Below are 14316 nucleotides of genomic sequence, written 5' to 3'. Positions count from 1 at the left end.
CCAGGGGTCACCCTGGTGGGGGATGCAAGGGGGCAAGGCCCCTTTGCCCGCCGGAGGCCTGGCCGTCGAGGGATGTCTGAAGGAGGGCGTATCCAACTTTGGCAAACGTGTCGGATGCCCCTTCACCAACCCGCGGGGAATACGAAGCGAGCGATGAGTCCCCAACGCCGGTTCCACAAAGGGGACACCCGTCGCTGACCACTGTTCCTCATCGAAGCGCCTCCGGCGGCAAGGGGGCGAGGCCCCCTTGACCCCAGTGGCCGTCGCACATTGGGTTTGAACTATGGAAGCCATCCCGGCGAGAACGCGGTTCGGGGCGGGCTGTGCATTCCTCCCACGAACGACACAATACGCCCCACTCCTCTCCCCCCAGGCCCTAGCCCATGTTCGGATTCCTCCGCGGAGCCCGCCGCCGCGTCACCCGCATCGTCAAAGAACAGGTGATCCGCCATCACAAACGGTCCGGCACCGTCCTCTTCAGCGACACCACGCTCCGCGACGGCGAACAAATGCCCGGAGCCACCCTCGACCCCGACGACAAACTCCGCATCGCCCAGGCCCTCGAAGCCCTCGGCATCCACTCCCTCGATGCCGGCTTCCCCGCCTCCTCCGAAGCCGACCGCATCGCCATCCGCAAGATGGTCCCCGAAGTCCCGGGACTCGTCCTCACCGCCCTCTGCCGGACAGTCAAGGGAGACATCGACGCCGCCGACGAAGCCCTTGCCGGACGCGCCGTTCACAAGCGGGGAGTGAGCCTCTTCTGCGGCACCAGCCCCCTCCACCGGCAGTTCAAACTCCAGAAGTCCGAAGCGGAGATCCTCACCCTCATCACGGACGCCGTCCGCTACGCCGCCGAAAAGTTCGAGATCGTCACCATCGGCCCCGAGGACGCCAGCCGGACCGAACTCCCCTTCCTCTGCCAAGTCCTCCGCGAGTCGATCGACGCCGGAGCGACGTCGATCGGCTTCACCGACACCGTCGGAATCCTCACCCCCGACCGGACGCGGGACATGATCCGCCACATTCAGGATCACGTCCCGAACCTCGAAAAGGCCCTCTTCGGCGTCCACTTCCACAACGACCTGGGACTGGCGGTCGCCAACACGCTGACTGCGATCCAGGAGGGGGTCAACGTGGTGCAGGGGACGATCAACGGGATCGGCGAACGGGCGGGAAACATCCCGCTGGAAGAGGTCGCGATCGCGATGGACCTCAACCGCGACCTCTACGGCCCCCCCGGCCGGCTCGACATGACGAGGCTGACTTCGGTCTGCCGGCTCGTCTCAGAGCTGACCGGCATTCCGATCCCGGTGAACAAGCCGGTCGCGGGTGAGAACCTCTTCGCCACGGAGGCGGGGATTCATCAGGACGGGCTGCTGAAGAACCCGGATACGTATCTTCCTTATCGTCCCGAGCGGATCGGAGCGGAGGGGATCCGCCTGATCCTCGGCCGCCACAGCGGACGGAGCGCGGTCGCCCGCCGGTTGGAGGAGCTTGGGGTGCAGGCGTCGGCTGACGACGTTTCCCGCGTCCTCGAGCAGATCAAACAGCTGCCGAAAGGGGTCCGGGTCACTGACGACTGGCTCCGAACCGCGGCCAAATGCTGACGGCTTACTCGTCATCTAATCCGCGGCCTTGCCGGCTGAGCTCTGTTAGCTCAAACCCAACGTGCCACGGCAGCCGGGGTCAAGGGGGCCTCGCCCCCTTGCCGCCGGAGGCACTCCTATGAGGAACCGTAGTAAGCAACGGGCGTCCCCTTTGTGGTACCCGCGTTGAGGACTCCCTCAAAACACACCGCTGGCTTTGCAATCCCCGCGGGTTGGTGAGGGGGGCATCCGGCACCGTGTCCGCGCTTGGACACGTGCTCCTTCAGACATCTCTCGACGAGACGGCCTCCGGCGGGCAAAGGGGCCTTGCCCCTCTGCACTCCCAACCAGGGTGCCCCTGGACCCGGTGTAACGGCGACCGTCGGGGCGATCGACTACTTCTTCGGCTTGAGCTGCCACCCTTCATCAAAAAAGTCCGCCGCCACAACTTTCCCCGGCCACCGGGCATTCGGCTTCGTCGTCAGGTCGATCACCGCCCAGTCCGGCAGCTTCGGGACCTGACGGGCATTGTTGAGATCGTCATAGGCCCGGTACGTGAACCCGCTGTTCAGGACAACGTACTTCGACGGGTTGAGCGGATTCGGATAGATCAGAACCGGAGCGTGCTTGTCCGCCGGAAACTTCTCGTCGCCAACGATGATCTCGCTCTCCGTCCACTTCACCGGCAGCTTGTCCGCAATCTTCGCCAGCACGGCGTTCGACGTCGGGTCCCCCCACAGGATGAGATTATGCCGGGCGATGTCGTCGTCCTTGATCTCGCTGTCCGCCTTCACCCGGGCGTCCCCCCGCATCTGCTGCCGCCACCGCTTCACCGCATGCGCCATCTCCGCCTGCACCCACTCCTCCACCATCGGCTGCTTCGCCTTGCCGCTCGGCTTCACGAACAGGAACGAGTCCATGAAGGCGTCGTCGATCGGCCCCTGGAGATTGTGCCGCTTGCGGAGGCCGGTGAGCTCCGAATCGAGATCGACCACCTCCACCTTCTTCGAGTCGATCCGGACCCGCATCGCCAGCGAACCGTCGGTCATCCGCGAAACCGGAGCCCCCAGCCGGATCGGCGTCTCATTCTCCTCGGTCGTGAGCGAGATCCCCAGGACCGTCTCGTAGGACTTCGCCCCCGGCGGAATCTGGATCGTGAAATCGGTCACGTTCTTCGTCTTGATCGCCAGCTCGAACCCGCCGTACTCCGCCGCGATCGGGTTGGAGACCTTGGCATCGATCCGGGCCTCTTCCCAGTGCTCCTTGATACCGTGCACACGAAACCAGCCCGCGGAGTTGTACTTGAGGGTGTAGGTCGCAAAGTGCTGGATGCCGGAAGTCCGGTCTCCCGCCGACTTCGCCAGACCGCGGAGCCGCTGCTCGATCTCCTTCAGCGAATCCGGATGGATCGCGTGAGCGGTCTTGGGGCCGATGATGTGCGTGAGGACCATCCCCTCCTTCTCGACCGCCGGCTCCATGATGTCGGCCGCCTGCTTCTGCTTGTCGATCTCACCGCTGTAAGCGATCGTCGGGCACTCCCAGAGGTTGGCTGCCCAGCCGGGGCAGTCATACATCCGCCACAGCTTCTGCTCGTACCACGTCGGGGCCAGCTTCTCGCTCTGGAAGACCTTGAGAAAGTCCGGCGTCTCGGAGAAGCCGGCACCGGGATTGGCGGCGAACCACTTGTCCGGATAGTGGACGGCGAGGTGCCACGCCGCGGCCCCTCCCATCGAGAACCCGCGGATCGCAATCCGCTCGGCGTCGACCCGGTAGTGCTTCTGCGCGTGTTCCAGGGCCTCGAGGGTGTCGACTTCGCCCGCCAGCTTGTTGGCGTTGCAGTAGCGGCCGAAGGGGTGCAGGACGAGCGTGTCTTCCGGCTGGACCGGACCGACCTGCGTCATCCGCTGGGCGATGAACTGGAGCTCAACCCCCTTTTCCGACCGGCCGCGGCACCACACGTCGCACCGCATCCGCGGGCCGCCGGAGAAGGCGACGTCCGGGATCACGAGTCCGTACGGCAGGCAGGTTCCGTCGAGCTTCGACCGGTAGCCGCGGACGACGAGCCCTGTCTGCCGGGTCCAGGGGGTTTTCCCTTCCAACAGGGCCGCGGCCCGGGCTTCCCCTTCCGCCAGCACCTTCTCGGCGGACTTGGCCTCGTTCTTGTCGAAGAATTCGTTGAACTTCAGGGCCTGATCGACCGCCCGATGGAAGATCTCGACGTCCGGCAGAAACTCGGTCGTCAGAGGATCGCGTTTCTGACGCAGCGTCTGGAGCGTCTTTCCCAGCGCGTCCCGCTTCTCTTCGAGCCCCTTACGAACCTCGGGCTCCAGGTCGACTCCCGCGGGAGGAATCGGGCGGACATTCTCGACGAGATTGTCCCCCGGCCCGTCGGCCCGGGCCGCCCCCTGTCCCCCTGCTCCCGCGACTACGACCGCCATCCACAGTGCTGCGAATCTCATGCGACGCTCCGAAACCGGCCCACTCGAGGAATCGACTCGGGCCAATGTACGGACTGAGCGGAATTGTGCGAGCGAGCGGCGGAGACGGGACGTCCGGCCCCGCCGGAGGCCGTTCGCGGCGGACTTCCGCGACGCGCCGGAAACAGTGCAAAACTTCGCCTTGCGGCTCCGTATGTCGAGTCGGCACACTACTTCATTACGACTTCATCATCTCTGGCTCAGTTCTGACGGACGGCACCATGTCCACCTCCCGCGTCCTGGCTGCGGTGATCTGTCTCGGGCTATGGGGGGCTCCGGCGTGGGCCGAAGTCATCAACGGCACGCTGAAGTCGATCGACGTCGAAGGCCGGACGCTGGAGCTGGAGAACGCGAAGGGAGAGGCGACGAGCTATCCGCTTCCCGACAGCGCCAAGTTCTTCATGATGGCGAAGGCGGCCAAGATCGACGCCCTCGAAGAAGGGCAGTCGATCACGGTGACGACCGACAAGTCGGGCAAAGTGACCGTCGTCCGCGTCAAGAAAGCCTCTTCCCAGCCCCGGGCCACCGCCAAGGCGGGCGGCGGAGGCTCGAAAGCAACCGGCAGCGGATGGGCGCAGTACGGCGGTCCCAACCGCGACAACCGCTCCACCGAAACGGGCCTCCTGAAATCCTGGCCCGCTTCGGGGCCCGAAATGGTGGCGAACGGCCGCGGACTGGGCATCGGCTATTCGACCGTCACGTTCTCCGACGGAAAGATCCTCACAATGGGGAGCCGCGGGGACGACGAATTCGTCGTCTGCCTCGATGAAAAGACCCTCAGCGAAGTCTGGTCCGCCAAGATCGGCCGGACCCGCCCGGACGGAATGGGGGGCGGACCGCGGGGAACCCCGACGATCGACGGCGACCGGGTCTATTCGCTGGGAGCCAACGGCGATCTGGCGTGCCTCAAGCTCGCGGACGGCGCGCCGCTCTGGAGCGGGAACATCCTCCAGAACTTCAGCGCCCAGAACATCACCTGGGGGATCAGCGAGTCCCCCCTGATCGACGGCGACAAGGTGATCGTCACACCGGGAGGGCAGGGGGCGGGACTGGTTGCCCTCAACAAGAACAGTGGAAAGCTGATCTGGAAGGCGGACATCCCGGGAAATCCGCAGACCGGATATTCCTCGGCGATCATCGTTGAGACCGGCGGGATGCGGCAGTACGTCAACTTCGTCCACACCGGCGTTGTCAGCGTCCGGGCGGACAACGGGCAGTTCCTGTGGGGGAACAACGCCTCCGCCAACGGCACCGCGAACTGCTCGTCCCCCCTCGAATGGGACGGGAACGTCTTCAGCGCCTCGGGCTACGGCACCGGCGGCGCGCTCGTCCGGCTGAGCGGGTCGCGGAGCGGCGTTACCGCGGCTCTCGCCTACCAGACAAAGAACATGAAGAGCCACCACGGCGGCATGGTGATCGACGGCGACTACCTCTACGGCACCGACGAAGGGGTGCTGAAGTGCCTGGAGATCAAGTCCGGCAACGTCATGTGGCAGAACCGTTCCGTGGGCAAGGGAGCGGTCGTCTACGCCGACGGACAGATCATCCTGCGAAGCGAGGAAGGGCCGGTGGCCCTCTTCGAAGCGACGCCGAAGTCGTACGTGGAGAACGGCCGCTTCTCGCCATCGAACCGCGGCGACCGCCCGGCGTGGCCGCACCCGGTCGTCTTTGACGGCAAACTGTACCTCCGAGACCAGGACTCTCTGGCGGTCTACGCCGTGAAGTGATCCAAGCTCGGCGATCACGCAGGACCGTCGAAACGATCTCGACGAAGTCACGTCAGGGACGGAAGAAGAGGACGAGAACGCGCCAGGCCCCATTCGTTCTTTCGTCCCTGACGGGACTGCAGATTCGGAGGCCGCATCGCAGACCCACCATTGAAATGGTGGGTTATTTTCGGCCGTCCCTGTCGGGACTTTCTTGGTCGTCCCGGAACCGCGGCCCCGGTCTCCACCCCGGTCCTTGATCGGCGGCTTCAACTCCCGGGCAGGGCCTTCGTCTCCAGGATGAGCCGCTTCTTGTCATCGGCGCCGTAGAGGAACTCCAGCTCCAGCAGCCGCTTCTCCATCAGCGAGTCCACGAACGTCGGCAGGAACCCCGTCGGCGCCAGGACGTTCCCGTTGCGGCGGTTGAAGATGTCGTGCAGGACGATCTTGCCCGTCTGCGCGTCGTAGCCGGCGACTTCGGCGACCTGCGTCACCCCCCGGCGGCCGTTCGGGAGCCGGGCGATCTGGACGATGACGTCGAGCGCCGAGGCGATCTGGCGATGAATCGACTGCACCGGCAGGTCGACCGCCATGAGAACGAGGACTTCGAGCCGCTTGATGACCTCTTCCGCCCCGTTCGCGTGAACCGTCGTCATCGAGCCGTCGTGGCCGGTGTTCATCGCCTGGAGCATGTCGAGCGCTTCGCCGCCGCGGCACTCGCCGACGAGGATCCGGTCGGGCCGCATTCGCAGGGCGTTCCGGACGAGGTCGCGGATCGTGTACTCGCCGGTCCCTTCCACATTCGCCGGCTTGCTCTCCAGCGTCACGACGTGGTCCTGCCGGAGCTGGAGCTCCTGCGTATCCTCGATCGTGACGATCCGCTCGCGGGTGGGGATGAAGGCCGAGAGGACGTTCAGCAGCGTCGTCTTCCCCGAGCCGGTTCCCCCGCTGACGAGGATGTTCTTGCGGTCGATGACACAGGCCCGCAGGAACATCGCCGCCGCCGCCGTGATCGAGTTCATCTCGATCAGGTCGTCCATCGAGTACCGGTATGAAGGGAATTTTCGAATCGTGAGGGCGGGGCCTTTGACGGCCAGCGGCGGAATGATCGCGTTGACGCGGCTTCCGTCCGGGAGGCGGGCGTCGACGAGGGGCTGGCTCTTGTCGATCCGGCGGCCGACCTGCGAGACGATCCGCTCGATGATCGACTCGGTCACTTTGTCCGAAAGGAACCGCCGGCCGGAGAGCTCGATGACGCCGTCCCGTTCGACGTAAATCTGGTCGCTGCGGACGACCATGATTTCCGTGACGGTCGGGGCCCGGAGCAGGTCCTGCAGCGGGCCGAAGCCGAAGACGGTGTCCTTGAGGTCCTTCTTGAGGGTCCGCAGCAGGAGGTATTTCCGCAGCTCCTTGTGGAGGTGCGGGCGGATGAACGGGAAGGAGTCGGCGTACTTCTCCTCGACCCGGCGGATCTTGGAGCTGAGGTCCGGCTGATCGTCGAGCTGGAGTTTCTCGTGGGCGAACCGGACGAGGTTCGCCAGTTCGGCCTCGCGCTCGGGGACCTGCGTCGATGGGAGGTCGAACTCGTTCGTGAACATCGACGCCACGCGGAACCGCTCGTCGTCGCTCGTCAGGATGAGCTGGTTGACGACGAAGTCCTTCAGCGTCAGGGCGAGGATCTCCTCGAGAAGCGAATCGTTCTGCTCGGAGAAGAGGGAGAGTTCGCGGCAGACGTCCTCGATGTGCCGCTCCAGCTTGACGATGCTCTCCTGGTCGCCGATGCGGTTCGTCTCCAGCTCATAGAGGTCGAACCGGTCGAGAAGTTTTCGATGGACCCGCAGCTCGAGGTCGGAGAGGAGCCCGCGGAGATGGGCTTCCAGGTCGTGCCGCGTGATCGCCGCCGCTTCGCCACTTTCGAACGTGACGGTGTAGGGCCAGATCCGGACCGTCTCGCCTGACCGGATCGGGTGCGTCTGTCCGCCGAGGACCTCGATGTCGCCGACGAGGCAACTGTTGATCCCGAGGTTTTCGAGGACAAGGCCGCCGCCGGTCTCCGCCCGCTTCACGATCGCCTGCTGCTTGGCGACGAGCGGGCTGTTGAGGACAAGGGCGTTCTGCCGGTCGCGGCCGATGGTGATCGTGTCGCCGCCGACTTCGAGCAGCGACCGGCGACTGTCGTGAATCTTGTTGTACCAGATGCGCATGCGTCCGCCCGATCGCGACAGAGAGGCCGTCCGAAACCGATGGCCGCCCACGGACGATCATCGCCGGAGGAGGGCTGAATACAAGTCGTCCTCGCCAGGACATCGGCGGGAGCGGATCCGGCCCCTCGCCGGAACTCGCCCGACGGAGCGACGCGGCCTGCCCGGGGCAAGGTCCGGTCGGCGAAAATGGCCGGTTTGCGTAATTGAGCAGCGTTCCGGTGACTCTTGCCGTTTACAGCGTTTTCCAAACGCGTTATATCTTCATGAGCATCGGTCCGCCCGGCTGGTGCCCTTGTCGGAACCTTCGTATCCCCTTGACCTTCGGTTGAACTCAGGACGGCAGATTTCTCTTCGCAGGAGAAGGGAGTTTCTGCAGCAAATCGGGCCTGAAATTCAGGATGCTGTGGTCACGGATCGGTCAGCGAAAATTCGGCAAACTGTTGCGGGTATGCGGATTCAATTGCCGAGTTAAGGAGTGAGGCGTGTCGCAGAGTCTTGAGGAGAAAGTCATCGCCATTGTGAGCGAGCAGCTCAGCGTGCCGGTGGAAGAGATCAAGCTGGAAAGCAACTTCATCGATGATCTCAAGGCCGATTCGCTCGACATCGTCGAACTGGGCATGGCTTTCGAAGACAAGTTCGGTGTGAGCATTCCGGACGAAGACTACGAAAAGCTGAAGACGGTCGGAGACGCCGTCAGCTACATCAAGCAGCGAGGGAACGCGTAAAGGATGGCCAGGCGAGTCGTTGTCACCGGCCTGGGCGTCGTCACGGCGCTCGGATGTGAGACCGCGGAGTTCTGGGACGCGATCTGCGCTGGAAAAAGCGGGATCGGTCCCATCCGTCGGTTCGATTGCTCTACGTTCAAAGTCAACTTCGGCGGTGAAATCGCCAAGATCGACTTTGCGGAGAGCCTCGGACTGCTGGATAAGGACGTCAAGCGGATGGATCGCTTCGTGCAGTTCGGCATGCTGGCCGCAATGCGGGCGATCCACCAGTCCGGCATGGACTTCTCCGTCGGTGACCCCTACCGCTACGGCACGCTCATTGGCAGCGGGATCGGCGGCCTCAACGAGATCGAGCAGCAGCACTCCACGCTGTTCGATCGCGGCCCCTCCCGCGTCTCGCCGTTCATGATTCCCAAGCTGATGGTCAACGCCGCGGCGGGGAACATCTCGGTGCAGTGGCACCTCAAGGGGCCCAACAGCGCCATCGCCACCGCCTGTGCATCGGCGACGAACGCCATCGGCGACGCGTACAAGCTGATCCAGCACGACATGGCCGACGTCATGGTGACCGGCGGCAGCGAAGCCGCGATCACTCCGATGGGGCTCTCCGGCTTTGCCCGGATGCAGGCCCTCTCGACGCGGTGCGACAATCCGCAGGCGGCGAGCCGTCCGTTCGACCGCGACCGGGACGGATTCGTCATGTCCGAAGGGGCTGGCGTCGTCGTCCTCGAGGAATACGAACACGCCCGCAAGCGTGGCGCTCCGATCATTGCTGAGGTCCTGGGTTACGGGATGTCGGCCGACGGCACGCACATGACCGCTCCCTGTCCGGAAGGGAAGGGGGCCGCCTATGCGATGTCCGCCGCCCTCCGCGACGCAAAGCTGAATCCGGACGAGATTCAGTACGTCAACGCCCACGGCACGAGCACCCCGCTCGGCGACAAGGCGGAGACGATCGCGATCAAGAGTGTCTTTACCGAGCACGCTCGGAAGTTCGCCGTCTCCAGCACGAAGAGCCAGCTTGGCCACCTGCTGGGAGCCTCCGGTGGCGTGGAGTTCGTGATCTCGGCTCTGGCTCTCAAGGAGCAGGTGGCTCCGCCGACGATCAATCTCGACAACCCGGATCCGGAGTGCGATCTGGATTACATCCCCCACTCGGCCCGGCAGATGAAGCTGAACCGGGTTCTTTCGAACAGCTTCGGGTTTGGCGGTCACAATGCTTGTCTGATTCTGGGACGCGTTTCCTGAGACAAGCGGACTCGCTGATGTAAACAAGAACGGGACGACCATCTGGTCGTCCCGTTTTCGTTGACACCCATACCAGGGTCCAGGGGCTGGTCCCTGGTGGGGAGTGCAGAGTGGCCTGTGTTGTTTTTCTGGCCCTTTGCCCGCCGGAGGCCTGGCCGTCGAGAACTGTCCGAAGGAGCACGTGTCCAAGCTCGGACACCGTGTCGTATGCCCCCCTCTCCAACCCGCGGGGATTGCGGAGCCAGCGGTGCGCGTTGAGAGAGTCCTCAGAGCCGGTTCCACAAAGCGGATGTCCGTTGCTTACCACGGTTCCTCATGGAAGCGCCTCCGGCGGCAAGGGGTTACCCCCTTGACCCCGGCTGCCGTCGCATGATGGGTGTGAGCTATGGAAGCCCGTCCGGCAAGGACGCGGTTCAAGCGAGCGGGACCAAGGACACGCTTACTTCGTCCGAACGCAGATCAGCTGATCTCCCCGCCGCAACAACAGGCTGCCGTCCACGAAGGCCGCGCCATAAAGGACCGGTCCCGACGCACCAGGAGGACCACCGCGCCCTTCGGCCGGCGCCGCTCCGGCCCCTTCCCAGGCAATGCTCTCGCCCAGCTTCTCAAAAGTCTTCCCGGTCGCAACCGCTGAGACCGTCCCCCCTTTGCCGAACAGCAGGACGTGCCCCTTCGTCGCCAGCGGCGTGGCCCACACGCTCTCCCCGGCCCGCTGAGCGTAGTGCTCCTCCCCCGTCTCCTGGTCCAGACAGTACAGCACCCCGGACCGGTTGACGAAGTACGCATTCCCCTCAGCAAGGATCGGCGATCCAAAGGACGACGTCGCCCGCTTGGCGTGCCAGATCCATTGCGCGGCCCACTGGCCATTCGCATCGCGGCCGATCGCCACCATCCCATTCGAGTCCGGCGGATTTCCGCCGCCACTCTCCCCCTGGCCGGTCGTCGCGCCGATCAGGAATTTTCCGTTTCCGGCGGGAACCGGCGTGGGGGTCGAGTTCCCCGCGATCTGGTCGAAGGTCCAGAGCCGCTCGCCCGTCTTCGGATCGAGACCAACGAGGAACCCGATCGCACTCAGCACGAGATGGGACTCACCCTCCGCCACCGGCACGAGGCGCGGGCTGGCCCAGCTCGTCTTGCCGATGCCGGCCACCTTCCACGCGGTTTCGCCGGTGCTCTTGTTGACCGCCAGAACGTAAGGCTCGGTCGTCCGTTCGACCCACAGGAAGGCCAGGTCGGCATTCTGTTCGACGGAGGCGGAGACGCCGTGGCGGCTGTCGATCGCTCCGAACTCGGTAACGAGATTCCGCTCCCAGCGCTTCTCGCCGCCATGAGTCAGACCGGCGACGATCCCTCCCTCGAAGAAGCAGACCAGCCCCTTGTCATCAGCCACCGGTGTCGGAGCCGCCTTAGAGACGTAAGAGGTGCTCTCCTGGGGCGAGGGGTTGGCCACGTCGTACTGCCAGAGCTTGGTGCCCTCCTTCAGCGAGTAGGCGACGACGTGGTACGTCTCCTTGTTCGCGCCGCTGACGGAGGTGATGTACACCTGGCCCTTCCAGACCACGGGGCTCGACTGGCCGTAGCCGACGAGATCCTGATGCCAGGCGACGCTGGTGGCGGCGTCCCACTTTGTCGGGAGGTCAGCCGAGAGAGAGACGGCGCCGCCATTCTGGAAACTCGGCCAGGCCGACTCCGCGCGAGCCTCCGCCCCAGCCAGAGCCCCCCCACCCAGAAGCAGGGCGACGCAGGCAGTCCGCTTCCACGTCGAACCGGCGGCGTTCAGGAAGTCCGCCATCGGCCGGGTTCGTCCCGGGAAGAGCCGTGCGGCCGCGGAAGAGGCAGGAATCATGCGGGGAGAAGTGTGCATCTTGAAGCTGTTGCTGAACCGAAAGAGACGGGCGGGGAAGCGGGAGCATGCTCCGCGCCCGACCAGGATGGCAAGCGTCGCCGCCGCGACACCACTGAAGATCGCCAAGTGCAGTTCGACCAGCTGAAGGATCGTCATCACGGCGGTCCCGGACGAATGAGGTCCATCGAAGTCTTCATGCGGATCACCGCAGGCCGGATCCCGCAGCTCGGGCCGACCAAACAAAAAGAGGTCCCCCGACACGGCGCCGAGGGACCTCTCCCTGAGGAAGACTCAGTCGACGTGGATCACTTCCACGGTCGTGAACTTGCCGGAGGTCATGCTCGCTCCGCCGACGATGACCATGTGATCCTCGTCAACCGGGAGCATGCGGTGGAAGAACCGCTCGGTCGGCAGCTTCGTGACGACGTCCCAGGCGGTGCCGTCGGCGTTGAGCCGCTGCAGGTCGCCGTGGTGCGTGCTGACGTAGAGCTGGCCGCCGGTCGCGAAGGCGGAGGCTCCGAAACCGTTCATTCCTTCGCCCTGGAGGGCGGGGGCGTCCGACCAGGAGTCGCTCTTCGGGTCGTACACGACGACCGAGGTCGTCGGGCCGTCTTCCAGCATCCCGCCGATCGCGTAAATCTTGCCGTTGTGAGCGGCGAGGGCGAGGGCCCGGCGGGCCTTCTCGAGCTTGGCGATCGGCTGCCAGACCGGCTGCGACGACTTGAGGTCGAGCTTCCAGGCGGTGTGGTGCCACTTGCTGTCGTCCTTACCAGCGAGCTGCCAGCCGCCGACGACGTAGAGCGTGTCGCCGAGGACCGCGGCGTCATGCGACGAGCGGGCTTCGGGGAGCGGCGGATAGATTTCCCAGTCCTTCTTGGACAGCTGGTAGACGGCCACGTCCGACTGCGACCAGAGGTCCTTGTCGGCCCCCTTCTCGTTCTTGGCAGTGAAGCCGCCGACGCGGTAGAGCTTGTCGCCGTGGGCGACGAGAGCCAGTCCCTGCAGCCCCGGCCCGTCGAGGACCTTCGTCCACTCACCCCCCTTGAGCGGGAGCTTCATCAGGGCGCGGCCTTGGTCGACGTTCGAGTACGAGTGGGCGCCGGCCATGTTGCCGCCGTAGATGTACAGGTCGCCGTTGAGGACGGCGCCGCCGAGGCTCGTCACCGCAGCCGGGACGTCCGTCAGCAGCTTGGCTTCAGCCTTGCCCGGCTTCGCTTCCGCCGTGGCCGGCTTCGCGGCCCCCTTGGCATCGCCAGGGATCGCGAAAGCGACGGTCGTGTAGTGCCGGAGCTCCGGATACTTCTTGCCGTCCTTCTCGCCCGGGGTCTTGTCGACCACCTTGGCGCGGAACGAGTAGACCCCCGGTCCGCCGAGCTTGAAGGTGGCGACGCCGTCGGCCTTCGTCAGATCCTTGATCCCGAGCATCGGGCCGTCGGCGGCGATCTCCGCCCCTTCGAACGGCTTGCCGTCGAGGAGGACCTTGAGCTGCACGTCCTTGTCCGAGATCGTCGGGACGACGTCGAGCTTGAGCTGCTTGGAGGTGTCGATCTTCCAGGCCGGATGGTTCGGCGTCGACGGGCCGGTCTTTGCGTAGTACTGGAGGCCGAAGCTGACTTCGCCGCGGGTCATCACGCCGAGATCACGCTTGCTGATGTAGACGCTGTCCTTGGAGGCGGCGTCCAGCTTGCCCGTCAGGGAGTCGGTCCCCTTGGCGACGTCGACCTTCTTCGGCTCCTGTCCGGCGGTGATCTGCCAGACTTCAAGGCCGGCGAGCCGGTCGAGGAGAGCCGGATTGTCCGGAGCGGCTTCTTCCGAGAAGTAGACGTGGATAGCCGGCCCCGAGGGATCGGCTTTCGTCAGCAGGAAGATGAAGTGGGCCTGCGCCGCCGAGAACGGCACGGCGAGGCAGGCGGCCAGAGCCACCGATCGCAACCATCGTTTCATATTCGGACTCACTGGGGTTAGTGGACTGAGTCGAGGACGTCTGAGACTGCCCTCTGGAAGAAGGCCGGTCGTAAATTCACTTCTCGCTGGAGGCGAGTTCAAACTTGAACTCGTTGGGACCGCCCGTTTTGACTTCGGCCTTCAGCTTTCCGTCTTTCTGATACTGCTTAGGAATCCGGACGACCTTGATCGGCTTGCGCCCACCGGCGACCCACCGCTCCATCGCCGCCTCGTCATCCGGCGCATATCCGCCGTCGTCCGTCGAAATGATCTCGACCCGCTGCACTCCGGGAATCGCACCGAACGCCTCGGGTGTTTCAAAGCGTCCGTCAACAACCTGAGCCATCGCAATCAGAGACGCGTTTCCCTCGGCGGGGGTGAACACGACCTTCCCTTTGGGGAGCGGTGTGCCGTCGACCGTGACGATTCCCGCCACCGGAATACGGGGGATCTGCGGCTGCCCACCGCATCCCGCCATCAAAGCAGACGCGGCTGTCAGCAGGAAAAACGGACAACCGGGATTCCGACGGAAGAGTGACATGGTGAGGCTTGCAGTAGGCCGGATCTCAAGGCGAACGAA

Annotated in this window: 8 protein-coding genes and 2 pseudogenes; 4 read left to right on the top strand and 6 right to left on the bottom strand. The window is 64.8% G+C overall.

Annotation, left to right across the window (positions count from 1 at the left end; genetic code table 11):
- The first annotated feature begins 383 nt into the window (after nucleotides 1-383).
- On the top strand, nucleotides 384-1607 hold the full coding sequence (locus tag VT03_RS29425; RefSeq protein WP_075096304.1) for a pyruvate carboxyltransferase: 1224 nt from the start codon (nucleotides 384-386) through the stop codon (nucleotides 1605-1607).
- 374 nt (nucleotides 1608-1981) lie between these two features.
- Here VT03_RS29425 and VT03_RS29420 read toward each other — a convergent pair whose 3' ends face one another.
- Nucleotides 1982-4045: a prolyl oligopeptidase family serine peptidase gene (locus tag VT03_RS29420; RefSeq protein WP_075096303.1), complete on the bottom strand. Its 2064-nt coding sequence runs from the start codon at nucleotides 4043-4045 to the stop codon at nucleotides 1982-1984.
- Between the two features lie 239 nt (nucleotides 4046-4284).
- Between VT03_RS29420 and VT03_RS29415 the strand changes: the two genes are divergently transcribed.
- Nucleotides 4285-5790, top strand: coding sequence for a PQQ-binding-like beta-propeller repeat protein (locus VT03_RS29415; protein WP_075096302.1), 1506 nt, complete (start codon nucleotides 4285-4287; stop codon nucleotides 5788-5790).
- Between the two features lie 248 nt (nucleotides 5791-6038).
- Here VT03_RS29415 and VT03_RS35295 read toward each other — a convergent pair.
- Both VT03_RS35295 and VT03_RS35290 read right to left on the bottom strand, forming a co-directional pair.
- Nucleotides 6039-7139: pseudogene (locus tag VT03_RS35295) on the bottom strand (CpaF family protein); the annotation flags it as partial.
- Between the two features lie 579 nt (nucleotides 7140-7718).
- Nucleotides 7719-7973, bottom strand: a pseudogene (locus VT03_RS35290) (FHA domain-containing protein); the annotation flags it as partial.
- A 482-nt stretch (nucleotides 7974-8455) separates the two neighbouring features.
- Between VT03_RS35290 and acpP the strand changes: the two are divergent.
- Together acpP and fabF are read left to right on the top strand one after the other, a co-directional pair.
- Nucleotides 8456-8698, top strand: coding sequence for an acyl carrier protein (gene acpP, locus VT03_RS29405; RefSeq protein WP_075096300.1), 243 nt, complete (start codon nucleotides 8456-8458; stop codon nucleotides 8696-8698).
- Between the two features lie 3 nt (nucleotides 8699-8701).
- Nucleotides 8702-9946: a beta-ketoacyl-ACP synthase II gene (fabF, locus tag VT03_RS29400; RefSeq protein WP_075096299.1), complete on the top strand. Its 1245-nt coding sequence runs from the start codon at nucleotides 8702-8704 to the stop codon at nucleotides 9944-9946.
- Between the two features lie 439 nt (nucleotides 9947-10385).
- Here fabF and VT03_RS29395 read toward each other — a convergent pair whose 3' ends face one another.
- The 3 genes from VT03_RS29395 to VT03_RS29385 all read right to left on the bottom strand — a co-directional run bounded on the left by VT03_RS29395 (nucleotide 10386) and on the right by VT03_RS29385 (nucleotide 14277).
- Nucleotides 10386-11948, bottom strand: a complete 1563-nt coding sequence (locus tag VT03_RS29395; protein ID WP_156514841.1) for a PQQ-binding-like beta-propeller repeat protein — start codon at nucleotides 11946-11948, stop codon at nucleotides 10386-10388.
- A gap of 135 nt (nucleotides 11949-12083) precedes the next feature.
- Nucleotides 12084-13736: a hypothetical protein gene (locus VT03_RS29390; RefSeq protein ID WP_082846633.1), complete on the bottom strand. Its 1653-nt coding sequence runs from the start codon at nucleotides 13734-13736 to the stop codon at nucleotides 12084-12086.
- Nucleotides 13737-13812: 76 nt separating this feature from the next.
- Nucleotides 13813-14277 carry a hypothetical protein gene (locus VT03_RS29385; RefSeq protein ID WP_156514840.1) on the bottom strand — a complete coding sequence of 155 codons (465 nt, stop codon included), beginning with the start codon at nucleotides 14275-14277 and terminating at the stop codon, nucleotides 13813-13815.
- Nucleotides 14278-14316 lie beyond the last annotated feature (39 nt).

The sequence above is a fragment of the Planctomyces sp. SH-PL14 genome (assembly GCF_001610835.1).
Lineage (GTDB): Bacteria > Planctomycetota > Planctomycetia > Planctomycetales > Planctomycetaceae > Planctomyces_A.
Note: the sequence above shows the minus strand (reverse complement) of the source record. Positions and strands in the feature narration are given on the sequence as shown.